This window comes from Cupriavidus sp. 05T41, from assembly GCF_056396525.1.
Genome location: NZ_JBFTLQ010000007.1, coordinates 37,985 through 62,616, shown reverse-complemented (window position 1 = coordinate 62,616; position 24,632 = coordinate 37,985). Strand labels below are relative to the sequence as shown.

Annotated in this window: 30 protein-coding genes and 2 tRNA genes; 14 read left to right on the top strand and 18 right to left on the bottom strand. The window is 65.3% G+C overall.

Annotated elements, in window-relative coordinates:
• Positions 1–126 precede the first annotated feature (126 nt).
• Positions 127–1,638: an acetyl-CoA hydrolase/transferase family protein gene (locus tag AC1DKV_RS06260; RefSeq protein WP_441616265.1), complete on the top strand. Its 1,512-nt coding sequence runs from the start codon at positions 127–129 to the stop codon at positions 1,636–1,638.
• An 84-nt stretch (positions 1,639–1,722) separates the two neighbouring features.
• On the opposite strand, the gene AC1DKV_RS06255 is transcribed toward AC1DKV_RS06260, so the two are convergent.
• The 5 genes from AC1DKV_RS06255 to AC1DKV_RS06235 all read right to left on the bottom strand — a co-directional run bounded on the left by AC1DKV_RS06255 (position 1,723) and on the right by AC1DKV_RS06235 (position 5,689).
• On the bottom strand, positions 1,723–1,896 hold the full coding sequence (locus AC1DKV_RS06255) for a hypothetical protein (protein ID WP_441616263.1): 174 nt from the start codon (positions 1,894–1,896) through the stop codon (positions 1,723–1,725).
• A 167-nt stretch (positions 1,897–2,063) separates the two neighbouring features.
• A complete protein-coding gene (locus AC1DKV_RS06250; RefSeq protein WP_441616262.1) occupies positions 2,064–2,426 on the bottom strand; it encodes a hypothetical protein in 363 nt (120 codons plus the stop codon).
• Between the two features lie 300 nt (positions 2,427–2,726).
• A complete protein-coding gene (locus AC1DKV_RS06245; RefSeq protein WP_441616260.1) occupies positions 2,727–3,701 on the bottom strand; it encodes a Bug family tripartite tricarboxylate transporter substrate binding protein in 975 nt (324 codons plus the stop codon).
• A 428-nt stretch (positions 3,702–4,129) separates the two neighbouring features.
• A tRNA-Lys gene (locus AC1DKV_RS06240) sits at positions 4,130–4,205 on the bottom strand.
• 152 nt (positions 4,206–4,357) lie between these two features.
• Positions 4,358–5,689, bottom strand: coding sequence for a DUF2252 family protein (locus AC1DKV_RS06235; protein ID WP_441616258.1), 1,332 nt, complete (start codon positions 5,687–5,689; stop codon positions 4,358–4,360).
• 301 nt (positions 5,690–5,990) lie between these two features.
• Between AC1DKV_RS06235 and AC1DKV_RS06230 the strand changes: the two genes are divergently transcribed.
• Both AC1DKV_RS06230 and AC1DKV_RS06225 read left to right on the top strand, forming a co-directional pair.
• Positions 5,991–6,899 carry a LysR substrate-binding domain-containing protein gene (locus AC1DKV_RS06230; RefSeq protein WP_441616256.1) on the top strand — a complete coding sequence of 303 codons (909 nt, stop codon included), beginning with the start codon at positions 5,991–5,993 and terminating at the stop codon, positions 6,897–6,899.
• 150 nt (positions 6,900–7,049) lie between these two features.
• Entirely contained in the window at positions 7,050–8,438 is a 1,389-nt protein-coding gene (locus tag AC1DKV_RS06225; protein ID WP_441616254.1) for an 8-oxoguanine deaminase, read from the top strand.
• Between the two features lie 411 nt (positions 8,439–8,849).
• Here the strand turns inward: AC1DKV_RS06225 and AC1DKV_RS06220 are convergent.
• Positions 8,850–8,925 (bottom strand) — tRNA-Lys (locus tag AC1DKV_RS06220).
• Between the two features lie 266 nt (positions 8,926–9,191).
• Here AC1DKV_RS06220 and AC1DKV_RS06215 point away from each other — a divergent pair.
• Positions 9,192–9,455, top strand: a complete 264-nt coding sequence (locus AC1DKV_RS06215) for a DUF1488 family protein (protein WP_441616252.1) — start codon at positions 9,192–9,194, stop codon at positions 9,453–9,455.
• A gap of 122 nt (positions 9,456–9,577) precedes the next feature.
• Here the strand turns inward: AC1DKV_RS06215 and AC1DKV_RS06210 are convergent, their stop codons facing one another.
• The 12 genes from AC1DKV_RS06210 to AC1DKV_RS06155 all read right to left on the bottom strand — a co-directional run bounded on the left by AC1DKV_RS06210 (position 9,578) and on the right by AC1DKV_RS06155 (position 16,757).
• The gene (locus AC1DKV_RS06210) at positions 9,578–11,425 is read right to left on the bottom strand and encodes a SulP family inorganic anion transporter (RefSeq protein WP_441616250.1); all 1,848 of its coding nucleotides are present in this window, start codon (positions 11,423–11,425) and stop codon (positions 9,578–9,580) included.
• Positions 11,422–11,871, bottom strand: a complete 450-nt coding sequence (gene hpaR / locus AC1DKV_RS06205) for a homoprotocatechuate degradation operon regulator HpaR (protein ID WP_441616248.1) — start codon at positions 11,869–11,871, stop codon at positions 11,422–11,424. Before hpaR ends, AC1DKV_RS06210 begins: the two co-directional genes overlap by 4 nt.
• A 110-nt stretch (positions 11,872–11,981) precedes the next feature.
• Positions 11,982–12,773 (bottom strand): exodeoxyribonuclease III, encoded by a 792-nt coding sequence (gene xth / locus AC1DKV_RS06200; RefSeq protein ID WP_441616246.1) that lies wholly within the window; start codon positions 12,771–12,773, stop codon positions 11,982–11,984.
• A gap of 94 nt (positions 12,774–12,867) precedes the next feature.
• Entirely contained in the window at positions 12,868–13,098 is a 231-nt protein-coding gene (locus AC1DKV_RS06195; RefSeq protein WP_441616244.1) for a helix-turn-helix transcriptional regulator, read from the bottom strand.
• Positions 13,095–13,223, bottom strand: a complete 129-nt coding sequence (locus tag AC1DKV_RS06190; protein WP_441616242.1) for a hypothetical protein — start codon at positions 13,221–13,223, stop codon at positions 13,095–13,097. The genes AC1DKV_RS06195 and AC1DKV_RS06190 overlap by 4 nt, the downstream gene beginning before the upstream one ends.
• Positions 13,224–13,256: 33 nt before the next feature.
• Positions 13,257–13,517 (bottom strand): hypothetical protein, encoded by a 261-nt coding sequence (locus AC1DKV_RS06185; RefSeq protein WP_441616240.1) that lies wholly within the window; start codon positions 13,515–13,517, stop codon positions 13,257–13,259.
• Positions 13,514–14,053, bottom strand: a complete 540-nt coding sequence (locus tag AC1DKV_RS06180; RefSeq protein WP_441616238.1) for a hypothetical protein — start codon at positions 14,051–14,053, stop codon at positions 13,514–13,516. The genes AC1DKV_RS06185 and AC1DKV_RS06180 overlap by 4 nt, the downstream gene beginning before the upstream one ends.
• The gene (locus AC1DKV_RS06175) at positions 14,050–14,577 is read right to left on the bottom strand and encodes a hypothetical protein (RefSeq protein WP_441616236.1); all 528 of its coding nucleotides are present in this window, start codon (positions 14,575–14,577) and stop codon (positions 14,050–14,052) included. The genes AC1DKV_RS06180 and AC1DKV_RS06175 overlap by 4 nt, the downstream gene beginning before the upstream one ends.
• A 23-nt stretch (positions 14,578–14,600) precedes the next feature.
• Positions 14,601–15,029 carry a hypothetical protein gene (locus AC1DKV_RS06170; RefSeq protein WP_441616234.1) on the bottom strand — a complete coding sequence of 143 codons (429 nt, stop codon included), beginning with the start codon at positions 15,027–15,029 and terminating at the stop codon, positions 14,601–14,603.
• 3 nt (positions 15,030–15,032) lie between these two features.
• Entirely contained in the window at positions 15,033–15,383 is a 351-nt protein-coding gene (locus tag AC1DKV_RS06165) for a hypothetical protein (RefSeq protein ID WP_441616232.1), read from the bottom strand.
• A 10-nt stretch (positions 15,384–15,393) separates the two neighbouring features.
• Positions 15,394–15,618 carry a hypothetical protein gene (locus AC1DKV_RS06160; RefSeq protein ID WP_441616230.1) on the bottom strand — a complete coding sequence of 75 codons (225 nt, stop codon included), beginning with the start codon at positions 15,616–15,618 and terminating at the stop codon, positions 15,394–15,396.
• Between the two features lie 422 nt (positions 15,619–16,040).
• Positions 16,041–16,757 (bottom strand): LexA family protein, encoded by a 717-nt coding sequence (locus AC1DKV_RS06155; protein ID WP_441616228.1) that lies wholly within the window; start codon positions 16,755–16,757, stop codon positions 16,041–16,043.
• A gap of 86 nt (positions 16,758–16,843) precedes the next feature.
• On the opposite strand from AC1DKV_RS06155, the gene AC1DKV_RS06150 reads away from it, so the two are divergent.
• The 10 genes from AC1DKV_RS06150 (at position 16,844) to AC1DKV_RS06105 (ending at position 24,609) form a co-directional block, all read left to right on the top strand.
• Positions 16,844–17,125 carry a Cro/Cl family transcriptional regulator gene (locus AC1DKV_RS06150; protein WP_441616226.1) on the top strand — a complete coding sequence of 94 codons (282 nt, stop codon included), beginning with the start codon at positions 16,844–16,846 and terminating at the stop codon, positions 17,123–17,125.
• 206 nt (positions 17,126–17,331) lie between these two features.
• A complete protein-coding gene (locus AC1DKV_RS06145) occupies positions 17,332–17,850 on the top strand; it encodes a phage regulatory CII family protein (RefSeq protein WP_441616224.1) in 519 nt (172 codons plus the stop codon).
• Positions 17,847–18,224: a hypothetical protein gene (locus tag AC1DKV_RS06140; protein WP_441616222.1), complete on the top strand. Its 378-nt coding sequence runs from the start codon at positions 17,847–17,849 to the stop codon at positions 18,222–18,224. Before AC1DKV_RS06145 ends, AC1DKV_RS06140 begins: the two co-directional genes overlap by 4 nt.
• A gap of 9 nt (positions 18,225–18,233) precedes the next feature.
• The gene (locus tag AC1DKV_RS06135; RefSeq protein ID WP_441616220.1) at positions 18,234–19,298 is read left to right on the top strand and encodes a hypothetical protein; all 1,065 of its coding nucleotides are present in this window, start codon (positions 18,234–18,236) and stop codon (positions 19,296–19,298) included.
• The gene (locus AC1DKV_RS06130; protein ID WP_441616218.1) at positions 19,295–19,708 is read left to right on the top strand and encodes a hypothetical protein; all 414 of its coding nucleotides are present in this window, start codon (positions 19,295–19,297) and stop codon (positions 19,706–19,708) included. Before AC1DKV_RS06135 ends, AC1DKV_RS06130 begins: the two co-directional genes overlap by 4 nt.
• A 230-nt stretch (positions 19,709–19,938) precedes the next feature.
• The gene (locus tag AC1DKV_RS06125; protein WP_441616216.1) at positions 19,939–20,253 is read left to right on the top strand and encodes an HNH endonuclease; all 315 of its coding nucleotides are present in this window, start codon (positions 19,939–19,941) and stop codon (positions 20,251–20,253) included.
• A 135-nt stretch (positions 20,254–20,388) separates the two neighbouring features.
• Positions 20,389–20,937, top strand: a complete 549-nt coding sequence (locus AC1DKV_RS06120; protein WP_441616214.1) for a P27 family phage terminase small subunit — start codon at positions 20,389–20,391, stop codon at positions 20,935–20,937.
• Positions 20,894–22,627, top strand: a complete 1,734-nt coding sequence (locus AC1DKV_RS06115; protein ID WP_441616212.1) for a terminase large subunit — start codon at positions 20,894–20,896, stop codon at positions 22,625–22,627. Before AC1DKV_RS06120 ends, AC1DKV_RS06115 begins: the two co-directional genes overlap by 44 nt.
• 1 nt (position 22,628) lies before the next feature.
• Positions 22,629–23,924 carry a phage portal protein gene (locus AC1DKV_RS06110; protein WP_441616210.1) on the top strand — a complete coding sequence of 432 codons (1,296 nt, stop codon included), beginning with the start codon at positions 22,629–22,631 and terminating at the stop codon, positions 23,922–23,924.
• A complete protein-coding gene (locus AC1DKV_RS06105) occupies positions 23,899–24,609 on the top strand; it encodes a head maturation protease, ClpP-related (protein WP_441616208.1) in 711 nt (236 codons plus the stop codon). Before AC1DKV_RS06110 ends, AC1DKV_RS06105 begins: the two co-directional genes overlap by 26 nt.
• Positions 24,610–24,632 lie beyond the last annotated feature (23 nt).

The following is a 24,632-nucleotide window of genomic DNA, read 5'->3' as shown; positions in this document are numbered from 1 at the left end:
CTCTGGCTACACTGCTTATCTGCACCTTACCGGCCGGTAGGAGACGCTAGCAGGGCAGGGCGCCAGGTCCTGCCGCGGCTAGTGCCACGCCGCAATCTGCCGGGACAGGTTTCATGGAGACATAAGATGTACAAGGAACGAATCCGGCTGGACAGCCTCCTCGGCAAGGTCATGCCGGCGCAAGCCGCGGCAGCGATGATCCGCGATGGCATGACCGTCGGCATGAGCGGCTTCACCCGCGCGGGCGACTGCAAGGCCGTGCCCGAAGCGCTGGCCCGGCGCGCGCAAACCGAGCCGCTTCGCATCACGCTGATGACCGGCGCTTCGCTGGGCAACGACACCGACAAGATCCTGTCCGAGGCCAATGTCCTGGCGCGGCGCCTGCCGTTCCAGGTCGATCCGACGCTGCGGCGCAAGATCAATGCGGGCGAAGTGATGTTCATCGACCAGCATCTGTCGGAGACCGTGGAGCAGCTGCGCGGCCGCCAGATCGCGCCGGTGGACGTGGCGGTGGTGGAAGCCGTCGCCATCACCGAAACCGGCGGCATCGTGCCGACCACTTCGGTGGGCAATTCGGCCAGCTTTGCCATGCTGGCCAGCAAGGTCATCGTCGAGATCAATCTCAATATGCCGGCCGGGCTGGAAGGCCTACACGACATCTACCTGCCCACGCCGCGCCCGTACCGCCAGCCGATCCCGCTGATCGCGGCCGAGCAGCGCATCGGCCTGCCGTATATCCCGGTGGACCCGGCCAGGATCGCGGCGATCGTGATCACGCAGAAGGACGACAGCCCGTCCAACGCCTTGCCGCCCGACCAGGAAACCCGGCAGATCGCGGGGCACCTGAACGATTTCCTCCTGCATGAAGTTCGCGCGGGCCGGCTGGCGCCGGCGCTGCAGCCGCTGCAGGCCGGCATCGGCACCATTGCCAACGCGGTGCTGCACGGCCTGATCGATTCGCCGTTCCGCGACCTGAAGATGTATTCGGAAGTGCTGCAGGACAGCACCATCGAACTGCTGGACGCCGGGCGGCTGAGCTTTGCTTCGGCATCGTCGGTCACCTTGAGCAGCCCCGTCTATGCGCGCTTCCTGGCGGACCTGGAGCGCTACAAGGCGCGCGTGATCCTGCGCCCGCAGGAGATCAGCAACCATCCGGAGGTGCTGCGCCGGCTCGGCCTGATCACCATCAACACGGCGCTGGAGTGCGACATCTACGGCAACGTGAATTCCACCCATGTGGGTGGCACGCATATGATGAACGGTATCGGCGGCTCGGGCGATTTTGCGCGCAACGCGCATATCTCGGTGTTCGTCACCAAGTCCGTGGCCAAGGCCGGTGCGATCTCGAGCATCGTGCCCATGGTCTCGCATGTCGACCACACCGAGCATGATGTCGACATCATCGTGACCGAGCACGGCCTTGCCGACCTGCGCGGCCTGGCGCCGCGCGAACGGGCCCGGCAGATCATCGCCAACTGCGCCGATCCGCTCTACCGCGATTTGCTGCAGGACTATGTGACGCGTGCCGGACGGCGCGGCGGGCATACGCCGCACCTGATCGAAGAAGCGCTGGCATGGCACGCCCGCTTCCGCGAGGAAGGCACCATGGGTGGCGTCGGCACGCGGGCAGCAGCGTGATCCGGCGGGAAGATGCGCGCGCCGCCTCCGTGCCTTCCCCATCTGCCGCCGGCCCCGCGGGGCCGGGAATTTCCCGAAGTATTCCTATCCCTTGAAGATCAGTACCGCCAGCACCAGGGAGGAAGCCATGAGTATCAGCACGTCTAGCATGATGGTCTCCGAAAGGAGATGGGTGCAATAACTGGCAAGCAATGAAAGGCGGTACCGGAAGCATGAAGCCGCGCAGCGCCCGAGGCTGTCGGCGGCTATCTGTTTCATGCCGGGATATATCCCGCGTTTCCCCGTGCGGCGTCTTCCGCATGGCGGCGTTTCAAGCGGGCGTTGCAGTTGCGGTGTGCTGTACCGATGCTGCTGCCGGCAGCGCGCGCGGACGGTGCGCTAGCGCACCAACCGCGGCAATGCCCGCCGGAGGCGGGCAGGCAGGCTTACTGCTTGGGCGCGGCGTTCGCGCCGTCGGTGTAGGGATCGGGCTTGCCCGACTTGGCACCATCCGAGTACGGATCGAACTTGCCGGACTTGGCGCCATCGGTGTAGGGATCGGCCTTCTTCTTGGCGCCCTTGGTGCCGTCCGCGTTCAGGCTGGACTTGGTCGACTTCTTGGCGCCATCGGTATAGGGGTCGAACTTGCCCGACTTGGCGGCGCTCTTGTTGGGGTCCACCTTGTTGGTATGGCTGCCGCCATACAGGTCGCCGCCATCGGTGTAGTTCTTCTGGGCATGCGCCAGTTGCGCGCCGCCAAAGGCGGTCATGGCTGCAATGATCAGGGCGGATACGGTCTTGTTGCGCATTTTCATCCTCGTGAGTATTGGCCACGGGCAGGGGGCATGGCCGTAGAACTGCTTGTCTGACCCGGCTACTTTACCGACTCGGGAGGACCCTGCGAAGTCAATCTTTCTTCCCCCTGTATTGAAACATCGAATACAGGCAGGAATCGTGCGCTAGATCAAGCGCGGACAGGTATGGCAGGGAGGGCGGGCGTGGCAGGGCGGCGGAGGCGGCGGAAAGGCCACCTCGCGGGCCCGCACGGGCCCGGGCGCAGAGCGGGCATGCAGCGAATCCGGCCGGGGATGGCCGGATTCGCCCGGTGCTTACTCGAGCGTGATGTTCTGGTCGTGCGCGATCTTCTTGCGCAGTTCCAGTTCACGCTTGATCTGGGCGGCATATTGCTGCGGCGTATTGCCGTCGGGGTAGGCCCCGCTTTCAGCCAGGCGGCGCTTGACGTTGGGATCCTGCAGGGTCTTCACGGCGGCGTCATGCACCTTGGCGACGATGGCCGCAGGCGTGTTGGCGGGCGCCACCAGGCCGTACCAGGCCATATTGTTCATGTCCTTCATGCCGGCTTCGGCGAAGGTCGGCACTTCAGGCAGGCCTTCCACGCGCTTGGGCGCGGCCACCGCCAGGGCACGCAGCTTGCCAGCCTGGATATGGGGCATCGAGGACGGCAGGTTGTCAAACTGGCCGCTGACCTGGCCCGCCAGCGTATCGTTCAGGGCAGGGCCCGATCCACGATAGGGAACGTGGACCATGTCCGTCTTGGTCAGGAACTTGAACAGCTCGCCGTCCAGATGCGAGATGCTGCCCTTGCCTGCCGAGGCGTAGCTGTACTTGCCGGGATTGGCCTTCACCAGCGCGACGAATTCCTGCAGGGTCTTGGCCGGCACCTTCGGATTGACCGTCAGCACGTTCGGCACGTTGACCAGGTTGGTGATCGGCGCGAAGTCCTTGAGCGGATCGTAGGGGTTGCGGGCGTTGGTGGCCGGGTTGGTCGCCATGGTGCTGACCGTGGCGATGCCCAGCGTGTAGCCGTCCGGTGCGGACTTGGCCAGCGCGTCGGCGCCGATCACGCCACCGCCGCCGCCACGGTTTTCCACGACCACCGGCTGGCCGAGCTCGCGCCCGATGCCGTCGGCTACCGAGCGTGCCACGATGTCGGTGGTGCCGCCCGCGGCGAACGGAACAATCAGGCGGATCGGCTTGGTGGGGTAGGTTTGTGCAAAGGCGCCCTGGCACAGGCCAACGAGGACCAGACAAGCTGCGCTACTGACTTTCAAGACTGCTTTCAAGAGAGGCTCCGAAGATTCTAGGTCTGCTTGCGGTCCGGCCAGGGTGCGGGCGTGGCGGTCTGCGCCGGCTGTCCCGTCGTTTTTGTTTGCTGCCCTGCCGGCTTGCCGCGAGGTCCCGGGCAGCGGGCGCAAGCTGCCACGGGTTTTGCGAAGCGACCGGAATGGTTCCGTAATGCGGAACCATGTTCCGCGATGTGCTTCAGGCGCAATTCAACCGTGAAAGCGTGGCCGGCGGAATCGGTATCAACCCGGTATCAGCTTGCCATCCGGGCATCCGGCATGCGAGGCGCATGCGCCTGGCGGGCGATGCGAACAAGGAAGAATGGGGAAATGTGCGAGCGAGGAGCGAAGGGAGGGGCTCGAAACAATGCCAGGGGTGGAAATGAAAAAAGCCGGAAGCATTTCTGCTTCCGGCTTTTTGAATTCGCTGGTGGGGCGTGAGTGACTCGAACACTCGACCTACGGATTAAGAGTCCGCTGCTCTACCAACTGAGCTAACGCCCCAACGAAGAAAGAGATTCTATCATCGTTTTTGAGTTTGTCAAACGTTCGATGATTTTTTGTCTCGGGTCTCATTGCAGGCGCAGTTGCGGATCGCCCCGCCTGGCCTCGCCGTGTCCCGGCGCGCGGCTCGTCGACGGCGGCGACGCGCGTGCTCAGGCGCGCGTGGCCTGATCGAGTGCGAACATGCGGCAATGCTCGAGGTAGCCCACCTCGTGGCTGGCGATCAGATCCAGCACGCTGGTCCACAACCATGATGGCGCATCGAGTTGCTTCGAGCGGTTACGTGCGAGTTCGGCCAGCCAGGCGCGCTGGGTGGAGAGGTCCATCTGCCGCGCGTGGGCGTTGCCTACCACCTCGCCCAGGTACATCGCCACGCGGCTGGCCTCTTCCTGTGGCAGGGTGTCGATCTCCAGCTTGAGATCCTGCGGCAGCAGTTCGCGCATGAAGACCGATCTGTCGAGCAGGGTCGAACAGGCGATGCGGTCGCCCAGCGCAGGCGACAGATGTCGCGCGCCTTCGGCCACGCGCTCGCCGTTGCCGCGCGGCATGCTGACCTTCGGGTAGCTCGGTGCCGCTGCCTTCACGGCTTCCTTGATATCGATGAGGCAGACTTCGGGGCTCGGGCTGTCCTGGCTGCCTACCGACAGCAGCACGGCGTAGCGCAAGCGTCCCAGCGAACTGCAGCCCTTGACCCAGTAGGCCGCGTCTACCATCTCCACGCGCGCGCCCTCGTCGCGCGAGGTCAGCAGCGTGGCGAGGTGCGCGATCTCGCGCCGTTCGAACAGTGCGCGGATCGCTTCGCGCTCGTCCTTTGCGAGCGGCCAGAACCGTTTGCCGAGCGGGATGGCCGGCGTGGTGTCCTGCAGGCGCTCGCGTGCGAGATGCTTCCACTTGCGCCCGAGCGCCAGGCGCATCACGGTGCGCACCGCGGCGGGCCGGCGCGATACCAATCCGGCCGCGGCGTCCGGATTGTCGAAGGCGCTCTCGTATCCGACCACCAGGCTCTCCAGCATGCGCGCGGTGATCACGCCGGGCAGGTCGGAGCCGCGCGCGGCGGTGGCCAGCGACAGCGCCAGGCGGATCAGGTCGTGCGCCGGGTTGCCGATCACGGTCTGGTCGAGATCGCGGATCTGGATGGCGACGTCGCCCTGGATGTCCGCGACCGGGCCGAGGTTGCCGACGTGGCAGTCGCCGCAGATCCAGATCGCGGGGCCTTCGGGCAGCGTGTGCGGCTGCTTGGCTTCCAGCCATTCGTAGAACTTGCGCGTGTTGCCCCGCACGTAAGCGTGGGCGGAGCGCGCCATCTTCAGGTTCCGGCAGCGCAGCAAGACGTCTTCGCGCTTGTCGGCGGCGGGAGGCCGGGGCTTGGCGGGCTTGGCCGCGGGTTTCCGCGCTGTCTTGCGCAGCGCCTTGGCAGCCGGCTTTGCGTTGTGCTTCGCACCGGCCCCGTGGGCGGATTTCGGCTTGCTGGTCTTGGCGGTCATGGCGGTCGGCGCACCGGGCGCCGCAGGAGTCGATCGGGCGGAGCGGGCCGCACCTTTGCGCCGGCGGCCGGCGCCGGCATCCGTATCCTTCAAGGCAGCGTACTCCATGCCGCCGGGATGCGCAGCCATTGTCCCGTGCGCAGCCGCCCCTGGCATGCGGGCGCTGTCCGACAAACGTGTCAGCGCAACGCCGACGGAGTGGGGGGGGCGCCCTGCCGGCGATGCCGGGGAGCGGGAGGGCCAGCGGCTACAATGCGCTCGTTCCCGCCTTCCCGCCCAGATCCAGACCGGAGAGTCCTGCATGCACGCCAGAGTCCTGCGCTACCTTGACGAGGTGGTGAGCCGCGGCTCGATCCGCCAGGCCGCGCTGCACCTGCATGTGGCGCCAAGCGCGATCAACCGGCAGATCCTGGACCTGGAGGCCGAGCTGGGCGCGCCCCTGTTCGAACGCATCAACAAGCGCCTGCGGCTCACGCCGCTGGGAGAGATGGTGCTGGCGCACGTAAGGCAGACGCTGCGCGAACACGAACTGCTTCGCAGCCGGATCGAGGCCGTCAAGGGCGTGCGCCAGGGCGAAGTCACGGTTGCCACCACGGCGGGCCTGGCCGGTTCGCTGATGCCATCGCTGGTGCATGGCTTTCGCCAGCAATATCCGGGCATCCTGGTGCGCTTGCTCGATCTTCCGGTGGCGGAGATCGTCGGCGCCGTCGAGCGTGGCGATGCCGATCTCGGCCTGGGCTACGACATGCCGGATGTGGCGGCGTTCCGCATCCTCGCCGGCAGCGACTGGCCGATCGGGGTGGTGGTGCAGCCCGGCCACGCGCTGGCGGCGCAGCCGTCGGCGCTACTGGCCGAATGCCTGGCCTGGCCCGTGATCCTGCCGGCGCCGTCGATGTCGCTGCGCGGCATTCTCGACGAGGGCTTCGCGCGCGCGGGGCTGGCGGTGTCGCCGGTGACGGAGACCACGTCGACGGCGCTGATGCGCAGCCTGGTCATGCTCGGCGCCGGCATCGCCTTGCTCAACCCGCTCGATGTGCTGGACGAGCGGGCACGCGGCGCGCTGGCATGGCTGCCCTTGCGCGATGGCAACCTGCCGCGCCAGACCTTGCGGCTGGTGGCGCGCGCGCGCAATCCGCTCGGCGCGGCAGCCGGCCTGATGGCGGACTGCATCGGCGCGGGCCTGGCGGCCGTGTTCGACGCTGCGCGCTAGCGCCTTCAGGCATTTTCTGGTGCCTTCCCGGGCGCGGCCGGCGCTGTGCTCTTTTTGCGCACAGCGTGGGCGAAATTCGATGCTTTGCCGGGCGCGGCGCGCGCCGTAGACTGCGCGGGCCTGCCTTGTTCCCGAACCGGAGATTGCGCCATGACCCTGATCCTGCTCCACGCCGATGTGCTCGTCACCATGGACGCTCAGCGCCGCGAGATTGCGGACGGCGCGCTGGTGGCGCAAGGCCCGGCGATCGCATGGGTGGGCGCCAGCGCGGACCTGCCGCCGCAGTATCGCCAGCTGATCGACCAGGGGCGCGCCGAGGTGCTCGACATGCGTGGCCACGTCGTGACGCCCGGCCTCGTCAACACGCACCACCACATGTACCAGAGCCTGACCCGCGCCGTACCGGCGGCGCAGGATGCCGAGCTGTTCGCCTGGCTCAGCAATCTCTACATGCTCTGGTCGCACCTGACGCCGGAGATGATCGACGTCTCGACGCGCACCGCGATGGCCGGGCTGATGCTGTCGGGCTGCACCACGACCAGCGACCATCTCTACCTCTACCCCAATGGCGCGCGCCTGGATGACTCGATCGCCGCCGCGGGCGAGATGGGCATGCGCTTCCATGCCGCGCGCGGCTCGATGAGCGTGGGCCGCAGCCAGGGTGGCCTGCCGCCCGATTCGGTGGTGGAGGATGAGCGCGCCATTCTCGCCGACAGCCGGCGGCTGATCGAGCAATATCACGATGCCTCGCGCCACGCCATGCTGCGCGTGGTGGTGGCGCCGTGCTCGCCGTTTTCCGTCTCGCGCGACCTGATGCGCGAGTCGGCGCTGCTGGCGCGCAGCTATGGCGTGTCGATGCATACCCATCTGGCCGAGAACGACAACGACATCGCCTACTCGCACGAGAAGTTCGGCCTGACTCCCGCGCAGTACGCCGAGGAGCTCGGCTGGGTCGGCGCCGACGTGTGGCACGCGCACTGCGTGAAGCTCGACGACGAGGGCATCGCACTGTTCGCGCGGACCGGCACCGGCGTGGCCCATTGCCCGTGCTCCAATATGCGGCTGGCCTCGGGCATTGCCCCGGTGCGGGCGATGCGCGACGCCGGGGTGCCGGTGGGCCTGGGCGTGGACGGCAGCGCCTCCAACGACGGCGCGCACATGCTGGGCGAGGCGCGCCAGGCGATGCTGTTGCAGCGGGTAGGCTACGGGCCGGCGGCCATGGGCGCGCGCGAAGCGCTGGAGATCGCCACGCTGGGCGGCGCGCGGGTACTGGGCCGCGACGATATCGGCGCGCTGGCGCCAGGCATGTCGGCCGATTTCGTGTCCTTCGACATGGATGCGGTGGCCTATGCGGGCGCGGGCCACGATCCGGTGGCGGCGCTGGTGTTCTGCACGCCCGGCAATGTCGCCACCAGTGTGATCAACGGAAGGGTCGTGGTGCGCGGCGGAGAGCTGCTGAGCGTCGAGTTGCCGCGCGTGCTCGCGCGGCACCGCAGCCTGGCGCGCACGCTGTTCGAGCGCGCGGGCGAGGCGGCCTGAGCCTGTGCCGCAGGCGCGGCGCGACACACGCCGGATTGCCGGGTGCGCGCGACCCCACTCGAGTGGGGCAGCGCCATGTCTCCAATGTATTCAAACTTGTCACCGGGACGTTCCCCGAACGCCCCTGACCCTTCCCGAGCCTGCGCTGATGCGCGGGCTTTTTTTTGCCCTTCGGAATGGCTCTTCGGGAGGATGGCGTGCACGGATGCCCTGGCGGCCGATGGTGCCGATGACAGGTGTCACATTGATGCGATATCAATACGGGTGGCCATCACCGGATGGACGGACCACGCGGGCAGCATCCGCCGGGTGGGTGTCCGCCGAGTCGTATCCGCCGAGTTTGATCCACCGGGTTGTATCGACAAATGAAAAAAGCCGGGAGCATTTCTGCTTCCGGCTTTTTGAATTCGCTGGTGGGGCGTGAGTGACTCGAACACTCGACCTACGGATTAAGAGTCCGCTGCTCTACCAACTGAGCTAACGCCCCAACGAAGAAAAAGATTCTATCATCGTTTTTGAGTTTGTCAAATGTTTGGTGATCTTTTCCTGCGTGCGGACCGCATGCGGCCTTCATGCGATCGATTCGGCGCGACGTGAGCGGGCAACGCTGGCCAAAGAGGCCCGCGCATGGCACGGGAACTCCTCGCGGGCTCTTCAGTCTTGCTTGGGGGCGCGCTAAGCGTAGGCCTTTGCGGACGAGTCGGGCCGACCCATGTTAGGATGGATTATCACTTGCAATGGAGGGCTTTACCGATGGATATCAAATTCCAAGAGCAAGAGCGTTACGATATCAACAATGAAGGCTTGCTATTTCACGCCATGGTCGATGGCCAACCGGTGACTTGCGTGGTGACGCGCGAGGCGCTGTGGGAAGGCTTCAGCGCCGACCAGGTGCTGTCGCTGGAAGAGGCTTTCCGCGCCGGGCGCGAGACCATCGAACGTGCCGCGGTGGTGCTGATCGAGCAGGGCGCTGCCCAGCCGGTGGTAGTCAAGCGCGCCCATGTGGCGCCGCTCTGAAGCGGGTTTCAGTCCGGGCCGGTCATCGGTCCGATCCCGGGCGCCCGCTTCACGTGTTTGCGGCTTCTAGCCGCCTGGCGCCGGGTTCTCTCCGGCGTTTCTCTTTCCATCCCCGATCGTCGTCAAGCTGCGCGTTCCCGCGCTGGTTCTGGTGTGTCCTCGCGGTTCATGCCGGCTCTCCCCTGGGTAAGCGACCCGCCCGGGCGGCTTGCGCATTCTTCGAAGACGCGCGCGCGGCATTCACGGCACACCGCCGGATCCAGCCGCGCGATGATGGTGTGCAGGGCCTGCCGCTTGGTGGAGAAGATATGTTCCTCGCCCAGCTTGGCCGCGAATCCGGTCTGGTCCCAGGTCTGTAGCACCTGCGTGCGCGGACGGTGGAAATACAGGTCGCCGCCGGCGGCCCGCCGCTCGGTGAGCTCGCTCTCCCACATCTCGGCGCCAGCAAGGTCGATGAAGTTCATGCTCTTGGTCATGGCCAGCAGGTGGACCTGGCCGGGATGCGCGGTGCGCGCATGGTGCAACCTGTCGGTGACGTACTGGACGGCGCCGAAGTAGATCGCGCCTTCCATGCGCAGCAGCTTGAGCTGCGGGCACTCCGGCTGCGGGCGACGCAGTTCGTCGAGCGGGGTGAAGCGGCGGTCGGGATCATCCGCGTCAGGCACCAGGCTGCGCACGGCGGGCCGCGAGGTGCGGTACAGGTAGGCCACCAGCGACAGGATGGTGCCGAGCAGGACCGCCATTTCCAGGCGGATGGCGAGCGTGGCGGCAAAGGTACTGATGGCGATGGCGAACTCGGCGCGGCTCAGGCTGGCAATGCGCCGCAGGCGGGCGAAATCGAACAGGCCCCATGCGACCAGCAGCAGCATGGCGGAGATCGCCGCCAGCGGAATCTGCGCGAGCAGCGGCGCGCTGGCGCTCACCAGCACCACCAGCAGCAAGGCCGAGAACACGCCTGCCAGCGGGGTTTGGGCGCCGGCCTCGTAGTTGGGCATCGAGCGGTTGAGCGAGCCGCAGGAGATATAGGCGGAGAACAGGCCGCCGGCGATATTCGACAAGCCCTGGCCGATGAATTCGCGGTTGGCGTCGATATGCTGGCCGGAGCGCAGTGCCACCGCCTTGGCGATCGAGATCGACTGCCCGAGCGCGACGATGGTCAGCGCGGCGGCAATGCCCAGCAGGTCGGGGATGGCATGCCAGTCGATGCCGGGAAGATGGAAGGACGGGATTGCCGACGGGATCGGCCCCACCACATTGACATGGCGCGCGCCCTGGCTCCAGTCCGGCATGTTGAGCAGCAGCGCGACCGCGTAGCCCGCCAGCAGGCCTAGCAGCATGAAGGGCAGGCGGCGCCAGACCCGCTTCACGGCGACCGTGACGGCCAGCGTCACCATGGCCACGGTGAACGCGCTCCAGTTGATGGTGGCGGCGTTGTCGAACAGGAAGCGCACCACGCCGAAGGCGCTGGTGCCCGTGGGCACGGCCAGGCCGAACAGGTCCTTGAGTGCATAGAGGCCGATCAGCGTCGCCGCGCCGCAGGTAAAGCCGAGCAGCACCGAAGGTGAGATGAAGTTGGCCAGCGTGCCCAGCCGCAGCGTGCCCACGGCCAGCTGCAGGACGCCAACCATGATGGTCACGGCCAGGGCGAGATTGATATACGCCGGGCTGCCGGCAAATGCCACCGGGCTCAGCATGGCGAACAGCGCCAGCGAATTGGCGTTGGTCGGGCCGGACATCACGTGCCAGCTCGAGCCGAACAGGGCCGCGACGATGCAGGGGATGACCGCCGCGTAGATGCCGTACTGCGGTGGCAGGCCGGCCAGCGTGGCGAAGGCCACGCCCTGCGGCAGCACCAGCACGGCGCCCAGCAGGCCGGCCACCAGGTCGGCGCGCAGGGAGGCGGTGCTTACGCGGTGGCGCCACGCCGGCAGCAGGCGTGCCAGCCTTCCCTCCGGGGCCGCGATGCTCATGCGCGCGGGTCCTGGTCGCTGAAGCTCTCCAGCAGTTCGTCGATCGCACCGTAGACCTTGCCCAGCCGCTCGGCGCCGATCATGCGTTCGAGTTCCTCGTAGCGGCGGTCGATCAGTGGCTCCATCTCGGCGATCAGGGCGCGGCACTTGTCCGTCAGCGAGATCTGCTGGCGGCGCTGGTCCGTGGTGGAGCGCGAGCGCAGGATCAGGCCCGCTTCCTCCATGCTCGACAGCATCCGCGTCAGGCTCGGGCTGAGGATGAGGCAGGCATCGGCGAGCTGGTTCGGCTCCATCTCGCCTTGCTCGTTGAGCGTGCGCACCACGCGCCATTGCTGCTCGGTCAGGCCGTGCTGGCGCAGGATGGGCCGGAAGCCCGCCATCAGCGTTTCACGGGCCTGCAGCAGCAGGTGGGGAAGATTGCGGTGGCGGAAGGTGGCCGGTTTCATGGTCGCAAGTGTAGCCGCGCGGGCGCCTTCACGCGAGCCGGTGGCTTCCCCGATAGCCTGAATCCTTCCGCCGGCCCCGCTATCCGGAAAGGCGCCCCGGGGTTGCCCCCTCAGCCCAGCGTGGCCACCACCGGCGTGTGGTCGGACGGCTGCTCCCAGGTGCGCGGCACCCGGTCGATCACGCAGGCGCTGCACGATTCGCGCAAGGCCGGCGACAGCAGGATGTGGTCGATGCGCAAGCCGGCGTTGCGGCGGAAGGCGAACATGCGGTAATCCCACCAGGAAAAGCTCTTTTCCGGCTGCTCGAACATGCGGAAGGCATCGGTCAGGCCGAGTGCTTCCAGCGCCCGGAAGGCTTCCCGCTCGGGCGGGGAGACCAGGTTCTGGCCTTCCCACTTCGCCGGGTCGTGCACGTCGCGGTCCTCGGGCGCGATGTTGAAGTCGCCCAGCAGCGCAAGCTTCGGGTACTTCGCCATCTCCCCGCGCAGCCATGCGGTCATGGCCTGCAGCCAGTTCAGCTTGTAGGTGAACTTGTCGGAGTCGGGGGCCTGGCCGTTGGGGAAATACGCGCACACCAGGCGCACGTCGCCATAGGTCGCGGCCACCACGCGCTGCTGGGCGTCCTCGAAGCCGGGGATATTGCGCACCACGTCGGCGGGCGTGGCCATGGTCACGTTGCGCGCCAGGATCGCCACGCCGTTATAGGTCTTCTGGCCGGTGAAGACGCTGTGAAAACCCGCGCTCTCCAGTTCGGCCAGCGGATACTTGTCGTCCGGCATCTTCAGCTCCTGCAGGCACAGGGCGTCGATGGGGGTATCCGCTTTTTCCTGCTCGATCAGCCAGTCCAGCACCTGCGGCAGCCGGACCTTGAGCGAATTGACGTTCCAGGTTGCGATTCTCATGGTTTATCTTGTTCTATGATGGGTAAGGCTTTCCGGGTTGATTATTCTGAAAAATGTCTTCTGGCTACCCATCTAGCTACCCAACTTCATTCTGCTAGCCTTTCGACCCCTGCAGGAGCGCCTCGATGCTCTCTGCCGTGATGCCGCTCGAGCGTGGGCCGATCTTTACGAGGCGGAGTGTACCAGCGGCCACCATGCGGTAGACCGTTGCCTTGGAGATGCTAAGCTGGCCCATCACCTCGCGGACGCGGTAAAGGCGCTGCGTTTTGGGCGCCACTGCCGGCGCCGTGCCTGCCTTTTGTTCAATGTTGGTGACGACGTTCACTTTTCGCTCCAATTCGCCAAGCCTGGCGGGGTCAATTCGATGATTCGTTGTGCTGTTACTTCCATACTCACTTCATTGGTAAATCGCGGATACGGGTGGATATCCGCTTGGTAGCGGTCGGTCATGCCGCCACCCGCTGTCTCTTGGCGTCCTTTGGTTCATGCGACGGCCCTCATGCAGCCAAGCTCGCGCCAGGTGGCCAGCCGCGCGTGCGCGCGAATCCGGCCTTTCACGGCGAAGTTGTTTTCGAGCGCGCAGGACTTGGCTGACTCAGCTGTGCGAGCCCGTACATACATGACGTGCCGAGCGGTGGGCTTCTTCTCCGGGCCGGTCGTGAGCGTCACGGCCCATGCCTTGAATTCGCGCGTCGACCAGTAGGCGTGGCTCTCTTCTTCGTCGGGAAACAGAAACGTGGTCATGCGTGTGCGCTCTCTTCGTTGGTAATGGTCTGGTCGGTGGCGGAGTCCAGGGCGGAGCCGCCAATGCGGAGTGCGGCCTGCAGCTCGGCGCTGTGATCGAGGTCGCGGATGGCCTGATAGCGGCAAGCGTTGACGCGATCCTCGGCGCAGGCCTCGCGGTTGCCCCGCAGCAGCGCACGCGCGGCGTGCTCGGCAACGACCTGGTGCGCCGCGGCGCGGGCATGCAGCATCGCGGCGAAGTTGGCCACGTCGATGGGGTCGCCCTTGCATACGGCTTCGGCCATCATCTGGGCGAGTCGCTCCACCGAGCACTCCAGCGGGTTGTCCCAGCCCGCCCGGCCTTTGCTACGGCATGCGGCGAGCTTCGCCTTCATGGCGGTGGCGAGCTGGTCCACGGCAAGGTCATCCGTGTGTGGGCGGATCGAGCGGATAGCGCCGCGTGAGGGGGCGGCGAGGCGCAGGCCGTGATCGGCCGGAAGGCGCTCGCCAATGCTGGTGCCGAACCTCTCGGCGTTGCGGCGTGCCTTCGCGTTCATTGCGCGTCTCCTGCCTTGAGGTAGGGGCGAAGCAGGGCGGCATCTTCGGTGGTGGCTGGCATCGGTTCCACGTCATCGCGGCCGTCGACGGGGACGCCCACAAAGGTTACGGCTTCGTTGTGCGTCCAGACCGGGGTAAGCGTGCGCGTTTCTCCGGGGCGCAACGGTTCCTTCTCGTCGGGCTGGTAGCCGTACCACTCGCCGTCGAGCCAGTAGCCGTAAGGCTGCGCAATGCGCTCCTCCAGCTCGGCGCGCTCGAGCTGGGCGATCTCGCTTCGGATGACATTGAGCAGCGGCGCTACCGCGTGCGTGGCTAGCGCTTTGCGATCCATCCCGCGGCTGTGCAGGAGCATGGCGAACAAGCCAACATCGACGGCGTCGCTGTGGCCAATGCTCTCCACCAGGCGGCGCGCCAGTTCGTGATCGGGCAGGTCGTGCAGCGGCACGATGGACTTGGCAAGGCGCTCGGAAATAGCAGCGCCGAATGTCGACAGCAGGGTGATATTGCGAAGGTGTGTGGACATGGAATCCTCTTGCGGCGGCGGGGTCAGGCGGTGGTGAGATGCACGCCGAGGCGTCTGCGCTCTGCGGCGGTCTCGGCGCGGGCCATGACAAACGTGTCGTAGCGGCAGCGTTTGATGGCTGCCTCGATGAATGACGCGCCCGCAGCGAGCGTGGCGCGTTCCTGCTGGGTGATGTTGACGTCCGTCCCATCGGCGCAGCGATCCACGATGCTGCAAAGCGCGCGCTTGACTGAGCGGATGTAGGGATCAAACTCGGCGATTCCCTGGGCGTGAACAGCGCGTTCCGTGGTGGCAACCATGGTCACCACGGTGTTGTAACCATCGGCTGTTGGCGTGCGCAGAAAGCCGTCCAGGTGGACGTACCACTGCAGTTCGAGCTTGGCCGTGTTCTCCGCTGTCATCGGCACGCGGAGCTGGCGAGGTCGATAGGGCTTGTTGCGGGATTTGCGCATGGTTCAGCCCTCCATGAATTCAGCGTCGCCGACCAGCGCGTCGAGCGCATCGCAAGCCCGGCAGATGTCGAGCGCGGCGTTGATTTCGCGGTCGATGGGTCGCAGCTCAATGCCGTTGTCAGGGCCGAAGTTCGGCAGAGCCGGGTCGACCAGGTGCACGACGATGCCGCCGCGCACGCGCAACTCTTGGGCGTCTTCGGGGCCGGCGAGATCCAACACCAGGACGTGGTGGGCGCTGAGTTCGTCGACGAGAGCGTCAGTTACAGAGGGGGCGGCGACAAAGGCGTGCGTGCGCGCCAGATAGTCGGCGGCGAAAGCCCGGCCGGCACCGCGGCCGGTGAGTCCGATCAGCATGGTGGGTCCTTCAATCGAGGTCGTTGGCCTGGCGGCGCTTGAAGTCGTCGGCGGGTCGCGTGCGCCGGCGAGCGGCGCTGCGCTTCGTGGCCTCGGCCCGCAGGCGCGTCTTCACAGACGCGATCAGGGCGAGGCGGGTAGGGGTGTGTTCGAGCGCCTCCTCGGGGACGCCGCTCCACTTGAGGCGGCGAAACTCCTTCAGCAGGGCGACTTTTGAGAAAGGCAGCGGCGGCATGTGCCTAAGCCGCGCTGGGAGCGCTCTTGACGGCTGTGGGTGCGCGCTCGTCGTGTTCAAGAGCGCAGGCATGGACTGCGTAGACGGCCACCGCCAGGGCGGCGTGGGTAAGCCAATGTAGGCCACCATGAAAGCCGCGGCGGGCGGTCACGGTCTTGAGGCGATTCCTTCGGGTCATGAACTCTCCATCGAGGGGCACCTGCCGGTGCCGTCGATGGCGAGATTACCAAGTAGTAATATTACAGGTCAACACCGTTTGGTAATATTTTCGCCCGTGCGACGTCCTGGAGGCATTCTCCAAGCGCAGACGGTATTGGCCAGCTCCCTTGGTCAGGTCCGTTTTGAGGTGAAAAGCGGTGCTCCGCGGCCGGCTCTACTGGGCGGCTAATGCGGGCCGCTTAAGGGACGGTGTGCCCTGCGAGTTACAGCTCAAGTGTGGCGGTCATGATGACGCCACAAATGTGATCGTCCTTTTGCAGGCGCAAAAAGCGGTTGGGCCACTCCGGATTGAGGGCCTCGAGAAAGAGCTCCCCGTCGACCAGGGTCAGCTTTTTGAACGTTGCCTCGTTGCCGTTCCGGCGCACGATGACGAACTTGCCAGGCTGTGCTTCGACGTCCGGATTGACGAAGAGCAGCATGCCTTCCGGGAACGACGGCGACTGACCCGCCGGCGCTGTCATTGAGTAGCCCTTGACTCTCAAAACGAAGCCTTGCGGCCCGAGATCCTTATGGCAGTAGTGATAGGCCTGCGCAGTAGCAGGTTCAAAGTTATCCGCGATTTCTGTCCACATCCCCGCTTGTACCCATGATATCTCGGGGTATGCCCGGGACCTCATGTCAGGTCCGGTTTCGAAGTTGTTCCCGAGAGAAGGGAAATTGTAAGCGTCTGCCGGAGAGTCCGCACTTCCAAAAAGCGGCAAGTCTCCGCTCCCGGTTGCCTGATCGAGCCAGCCGGGAGGGATGTGCGCCAACTCCTCAATACGTCGCGCCTTCTTCTCGCCAAAGCTCTTGCTGCCGCGCGAAAGGCCGGAAATTTCCCCCTGATTCATGCCGGTCTGCCGGATGAATTCAGCCTGGGTGCCGTACTTCTGCGAGATCAGGAGTTGAAGGCGCTGGCGCCGGATGTCAACGATGGTCATAGGCCACAATTATCCCTACCAATTACTTTAAGGTAAAACACCAAAGAGTGTTGTTCGGAAATTACAATATGGTAATATCCGGCGTCATGGACAAGCTACTGGCCTACCTGAACAGCCTCGATAGGGCGCAGCGCGCTGCCTTCTGTAACGCGCTGGGAACCTCTGAGGGCTACCTGCGCAAAGCGATTAGCGCGGGCGGGAGATTCAAGTGCGAACTGTGTGTGTTGATTGAGCGACACGCGGAGGGGCGGGTCACGCGCAAGGATTTACGGGCCGATTGGCCGCGAGCCTGGCCAGAGCTTTTCTATGTCGAGCCGCGGCTCTGGCTCATTCCTGTCGAGGAATGGCTGAGGCTATTGGCAAGCTAAGGGCCGCACCATGCGCGACGCGGAAGCGCGCCGAATGACGTCGAGGGGTACTCCGCCGCCTCTCGACGGTATTCAAACGGCGAAGAAATTTGGGCTTGGGTTGGAACACGTTTTCTTCCTGAGCGCGCGGTCGTAGCGCCGCGCTTTGACGAAGAGTATCCGATTGTGCTGCTTAAGCGACACGATCAATTTTGCGGGGGGTTACCGTGACTTACGAGTATTCCGACATCGATCCATTGGAGTCGATGTACAACTTGGCGCGCCGCTACCCCGGCAGCGTCGAGGGATTGGCGGTGGCGCTGGGTCGGCGCATGGACAAGCACGTGGTTCCTTCGGTCCTGCGCAACAAGCTGCGGCCGAACATCTATTCTCATTTCCTCACTGCCGAGGAATTCAGCCTCATCATGGAGTTGTGCCAGGAGGCCAACGTACTGCGGCCGTTCGCCCCGTTGCAAGCGATGAATCTGCGGCACGGCATGGTGGCGGTTGACATTCCCGCAGGGCCTACGGCAACGCAGGACATCATCCGAAAAGTCGGCGTCCTCTCGAAAGAATTCGCGGAGTTGGTGGCCGTGGTCATGGAAGACGCGAGCGATGGCGTCATTGATGCGAAGGAGTGCGAGCGCATCAAGAAAGAGGCGTTTGACGTCATGCAAGCGGTGGTGCAACTGACAACGGCTGTCGAGGCCGCGCAGGTCCAGCAGCCGGGGGCGCGCGACGAATGACCCGGGTTGATCTGTTGCCGGCCTCGCTGTCCTCGGCGCAGGCCGGGCGCCAGCGTGCGCTGTTGCGCAAGCGCAAGCCTCTCACGCGGCGCGAGTTGCTCTCTGTCTTTGCGCGCATCAGAAAGCGCATCCTCAAGGGTGGCGAGCCTTTCGGCGTCTTTGCGATCAAGCATGGTCGTGGCCGCGTCTTTCGTCTCATCAGCATCCGGCATGCCGACTACGAGGCGCAGTTGCGCGTCGACAAGGCCATGCAGCATTGGGTCGCCACCTACGACGGCAGCGCAGATCTTGCGCTCGTGTGGGACGACCTGTGCGATTTCGACAAGCCGCTAGCCGCGGCAAACAATGCCATGGCGGCGCAAGTCCGCCAGTAAGACCTCATCATGTCTGCTACTTCAATCAAGCTCACTATCGCCGAGTTGCAGGCTCTCGCCGGCGCCGGCGCGGATGCCGTCAATGTCTACGTCATGGGGATTCGCCCGCGCATGGACTACCGCACGGGTGTGGTGGGCCGTACTGTCGCGATCTCCTACCAGGCAATCAAGGAATGGACCGAGCGCCTTGCGCGGCCTGGCGTGCGTTTCTTCGCGTATAGCCGGGATCAGATTCGCCGTCTCGTGGACCAGCTGGTGAACCTTGGCCTGGTGCGAAAGGAGGGCGGCCATCGTGAGCTGGTCCTGCGTTGCCTCCTCGCTGACACGGATAATTGCGCGCAAAAAAAAGCCGCCAAGGGTTCGCCATACCCGGCAGGTGCCAGCCAAGCCAGTCAGGACAAGGGAAAACAGGCTGTCGGGAAAACAGCCCGAACCGCGAAAGCCGCCCCACATCCGGAGTCCGGATTAAAAGCCTCTTCCCCTACCCCTTCTCGCCTACGGCGCGAAAGGGATGGAAAGGCCATCGACCCTCACGCACCTACGGTGCGAGAGGACGATAAAACCCAAGGCGGCGAAACACAGGCCGGGTCAGAAGCGCAGCGGCTCTCAGAGGAACGCCACGAGCCGGCAAAGCGCGGTGGGAAAGGGCCTGCGGCCCCGAAATCAGAGAAGGGGGCTAGGTCCCTCGTTCGGTGGCAGGCGCATCTGGCGTGGCCGGTGGACATGACGGGCCAGCAGCGGGCCTACCTTGCACGAAGGCTGCGCCCGCTAGGCGCGAAGCTCGGCCAGCTTGTTTTGGACGAGTGGCGGGGCGAGTGTGCGACCGGCGGCATCCGCGCGCCGTGGCGCTATCTCAGCTGGCTGATCACGCAGGCGCAGCTGGACGGCTGGGAGCCGGTCCACGCAGCGGAGGTGGCAAGGAGGCGTGAGTTGGCGCGGTTGAATCACGCTGCAAACGAGGCGGTGCACGCGGCCAAGGTGGCGAGCGTGCCGCCGCTGCCGCTGCCTCGCGGGAGGCTGGCAACGCTCGTCGCGCCGCCGCCGAGCAAGCGAGCAAACTGGAGCAGGGCATGATGGTAAAGCGCGCAGAATCGGGTACGGGCAACGAGCCACCGGCATGGGTGGTGGAGCGGCTGGAGTCGTGGGGCGAGTGGGCGTCGAGCGGTGGCCAGCGCAACGGCTATGGCGCAAGCTGTCTCACCCTTGAGGAGATCCGTTCCATGCCGGTGCGCGCCTACGTGCCGGTGTCGGAGCCGGTGTGCGACCTCACGCACGAGGCGCTGCGCAAGATGCCGCTGGAGTGGTTCCAGTTGGCCGGCAAGGTCTACATTGAGCGCATGCCCGTGCGGCTCGCTGCGGAAGAACTCGGCATGAGCCGCGCCAAGGCATTTCGCGTGCATTTGCTGGTTTTCAAAGCGCTCGAATTTTTCATTAAGAATCCGAGGGTTAAGGACCCACCCTTGCACCTGCTCTTGAAATCGTGAGATTCCTTAGGTAGATTTCGGCTACGCTGTGGTTTCAGTGCGTGCAGCGAAACAAGCCCGATCCGGTTCTTACCTGGTCGGGCTTTTTGCTTTCCGGGCGAGTGGGGGCTCCGAACGGTAAGCACGCAGGCGCACTGTTGTCGTGGTGTCTCCTTGGCCCGCCGAAAGCGGGCCTTTTCGTTGGGCCGGTCGTGCATGGTTGCGACCGGCCCAATCTTTTTGGGGTGTTCATGGAGCGTAAAGACTGGCGCCGCATGTACGGCACCAAGCAATGGTTTCGGCTCCGGCACCACCAATTGAAAGATCACCCGTGGTGTGCGTTCTGCGCGCAGGTTGGGCGCCGATCGTTGGCCACCATCGTCGACCACAAGACGCCGCATCGTGGCGACGAACAGTTGTTCTACGACGAGCGGAACCTGCAGTCGCTGTGCAAGCCCTGTCATGACGGCGCGAAGCAGCAGCTGGAGAAGAGCGGGACGCTGCGGGGCTGCGGTGTCGACGGCCTGCCGCTGGACGGCAATCACCACTGGAACCGAGGGGGCTAGGCCCCGTTTTGGTGCCTCCCGAGGGGGTGGGGGGGTAAAAAACTTTTGGCGCCGCCCCTTCCACACCGCGTGCCTCCCTTTCTTTGTACGACCGGGAAATATGGGAGGGGGGTATAGCAAACAGGGGAGGTAGCGATGGCTGGAAATTCAAACTCCGGGCGCAAGGCGTTGCCCGCGACGGTGCATCTGATCCAGGGCAACCGAAGCAAAAAACCGCTGAGCGAAATCACGCAGTCCGGCGTGCAGTGGGAACTGGTGGCGGATGCGCCCGAATGTCCCGAGGTGCTCGACGATGCGGCGCGCGAAGTGTGGGACGAGCTGGCGCCGGACCTCTACATGCTCGGCCTCATCAACAAGCTCGACCAGGGCGAGCTGGCCGTGTACTGCCAGGCGTATGCCGACTGGAAGCACGCCCGCGGCATGATCCAAGAGGTGAAGAACAGCGCGCGCGGCAAGTCGGCGAAGCGGGACGCGGGCTACATCGAGTCCACGCCGAGCGGCTACAAGCAAATCAGCGTCTGGATGCAGATCGCCAACCGAGCGGAAGAGCGCATGCGCTCCTCCGGCGCGTTGTTCGGCCTCAACCCTTCGGCGCGTGCGCGCGTGCAGCTGCCGGCGGGCGGCCAAGGGGAGTTGTTCCGTGGTGACGAAAGGGAAAAAGCCAGCAAGTACTTCGGTGGATGATGACCGCACGACCGCATACGCGCATGCGGTCGTGGCCGGTGAGATCCTGGCTGGGCCGCATGTGCGCGCCGCGTGCTCGCGGCATTTGCGCGACCTGGTGGAGGGGCCGGCTCGCGGGCTGGTGTGGGATCTCGCCGCGGCCCAGCGCGCCATCGGCTTCTTCGAGGATGTACTCTGCCTGAACGGTGGCGATTACGAAGGCAAGCCGTTCGACGTACAGCCGTGGCAAGCGTTCATCATCGGCTCGCTGTTTGGCTGGAAGGGGTCCGATGGTTACCGGCGTTTCCGCGTCGCCTACGTCGAAACGGCAAAGGGCAGCGGCAAGTCACCGCTGGCCGCTGGCATCGGGCTCTATGGGCTGACCTCCGATGGTGAATCGCGCGCCGAGATCTACGCGGCGGCGACGAAAAAGGACCAGGCGCAGATCCTGTTCCGCGATGCGGTGGCCATGGTCGACCAGTCGCCGCTCCTGGCCAGTCGGATCGAAAAGTCCGGCGGCGCCATGCGGGAATTCAACCTCTCGTATCTGCCCACGTCGTCATTCTTCCGGCCGGTCAGCGCCGACGATGGCCAGTCGGGGCCGCGCCCGCATATCGCGCTGCTCGACGAGGTGCACGAACACAAGGGTCCGCACGTCGTCGAAATGCTGCGGGCCGGCACGAAGAGTCGGCGCCAGGCGCTGATCTTCATGATCACCAATAGCGGCACCGACAAGCGCACGGTGTGCTGGGATTACCACGACTACGGCGCCAAGGTCAGTGCCGGCTCGTTGTCCGACGACAGCTTCTTCGCGTTCATCTGTGCGCTCGATGAGGGCGACGATCCGTTCAAGGATGAGGCGTGCTGGGGCAAAGCCAATCCCAGCCTCGCGTATGGCATCCCGGGCATGAAGTACCTGCGCGAACAGGTGACGCAGGCGCGCGGCATGCCGTCCAAAGAGGCGACCGTGCGGCGCCTTTGCTTCTGTGAATGGACGGAGGCCGCTTCGCCGTGGATTGGTGCCGATCTGTGGTTTGCCTGCCAGCCCAAGCCGCCGCCGACGCTTGCGTCGCTCTACGGTCGCTCCGGCGTCGCCGGACTGGACCTCTCCAGCACGCAGGATTTGACCTCGCTCGTCGTGGCGCTGGACCCGACCGACGATGACCCGATCGCGCGGATCATCCCGTACTTCTGGCTTCCGGGTGATGGTCTCCACGAAAAGGCCGAGCGCGATCGCGTGCCGTATCTGGCCTGGCGGGATGCTGGGTATCTAGAGGCGGTGCCGGGCCGCGCCATCAACAAGCTGTTTGTGCTGCGCCGGCTCGCCGAGGTCAGTGCGATGTTCGATCTGCGCGAGATCGCGGCGGATCGGTGGCGTGTCGAGGATTACGAGGCGCTCATCGAGCAGGAGGGGCTGAGCCTGCCGCCGTTCTACAAGTTCGGGCAGGGCTTCAAAGACATGGGGCCGGCTGTCGACGAGTTCGAGCGGCTTCTGCTCGACCAGCTGCTGGCGCACGACGGGAATCCGGTGATGACATGGAACGCCGCGAATGCGGTCACCGAGGAAGACCCGGCGGGCAACCGGAAGTTGTCAAAGCAGCGCGCGACCGGGCGCATCGACGGCATCGTGGCCGGCGTGATGGCTGTCGGCCGACTCGTCGGTGTGACGGAATCCAACGAAATTGAGAGCGGCTACGCCACCTTGGACTGATATGGGCTTCTTTGACTTTTTGCGCGGCGCCAGCGTGGCGTCAGATTCCCCGCCGGCCGACGAGCCGCCGGCGGGGCGGGTGGAGCCGACCTTTCACAATCAGTCGGTCATCGTTCAATCGTCGGACCCGACGCTCATGGAGTACTTTGGCGGCGGCGGGCAACCCTCGGCGGCGGGTAAGGCCGTGACCGAAGACACGGCCGCGCGCGTGGCGATGGTGTTCGCCTGCACGCGGCTCATTGCCGGCGCCATGGCGTCCCTGCCTCTGCATTTTTACGAGCGCACCGCCGGCGGCGGGCGGCAGCGATGGGAGACGCCGCTGTGGTGGCTCTTCAACGAGCAGCCCACGCCGCGCTTCTCGGCCGCGACGTTCTGGGAGTACATCATCAAGTCGATTCTGTTCCACGGGGACGGCTTCGCCACCCTGCGGCGCAACAGCGCCGGCACGCCGGTTCAGGTCGTGCCGCATCATCCGGCTGATGTGCTGGTCGAGCGCAAGGGAGACCGGCTCGCGTACTACGTGCAGGATCTGGGCGTGCGCCGCGGCTACGACCAGGACGACGTGCTGCATTTCCCCGGCTTCGGCTTTGACGGGCGCCGAAGTCTCTCGGTGATCCAGTACGCGGCCAAGCAGCAAATCGGTTTCAACCTGACCACGGACGAATTCCGTGGGCGGTTCATGAGTCAGGGGCTGCACACGCCATTCTTCTTTCAGACCGACAAGAAGATGGATCCGGACAAGCGCGAAATGATGCGCAGCGAGTTTGAGCGCAAGTATCGCGGCTACCAGAACGTCGGGGCGCCCATGGTGCTCACCGAGGGCGTGACGCTCAAGACCATCCAGATGTCGATGGCCGACGCGCAGCTCATCGAGCAGCTGAAGATGTCCAACGCCGACATCTGCCGCTCGTTCGGCGTGCCGCCCTTTATGGTCGGCGATCCGGAAGGGGCCACCAACTGGGGCAGTGGGATCGAGCAGCAGGGGATCGGCTTCGTCATGTACACCCTGCAGCCCTACACCAATCGGAACGAGCAGGAAGTCAATCGCAAGCTCTTCCGCACCAGCAAGTACTTCGGTGAATTCAATGTCGATGGCCTGCGCCGTGGCGATCAGAAAAGCCGTGCCGAATTCTTTAAGACCGCGCTCGGTGGTACGCAATCACCAGGCTGGATGGTGCCGAACGAAGTCCGCGCGATCGAGAACATGCCGCCCATCGTGGGTGGCGACAAGCTCTTTGCCCCTGTGGCGAAACCCAACGGAGATAAGCCAAATGAAGGCACTCAAGAACCGGCTTAGTCAGCTGCTGCGTAACGAAGCCAAAGCCGGCCCAGGCATTCGCGCCGAGGGCGACACGCTGTATCTGTACGACGTGATCGGCGACTGGGGCGTGCCCGCTGATGGGTTCGCCAAGGCGCTGGCTGCCATGACGGCCGACGTGGTGCATCTGCGCATCAATTCGCCCGGCGGCGATGTGATGGACGGGCGCGCCATGGCCACCGCGATCGCCAACTATCCGGGCAAGGTCATCGCGCACATCGACGGGATCGCCGCCAGCGCGGCCACCTACGTTGCCCTGGCCGCCAGCGAGGTCGAGATCAGCGAGGGCGCGTTCTTCATGATCCACAACGCCTGGGCGGTGGCCATCGGCAACAAGGCGTCCATGACGGAAATGGCTGCGCTGCTCGATAAGGTCGACGGCACCATCGTGGCCGACTACAAGCGCAAGACGGGCAAAGACGAGGCCCAGATCGTCGCGTGGATGGCCGCCGAAACGTGGTTCACCGCCGATGAGGCCAAAGAACATGGCTTCGTCGACCGCGTCGTGCCCGCGGCGAAGTCGGGCGGCGACGCCAAGGCATGGAACCTCGCCGCCTACCAGAACGCACCGGCAGCGCTCACTGCGCCGCCGGCCAACGAGCCGGACCTTGCCGAGATCGCCGCCAGCAACGCGCGGCGACTTCGGTTGCTCGAAGCCGCGTAACGCCTCTCGCGTTGCCAAACCGC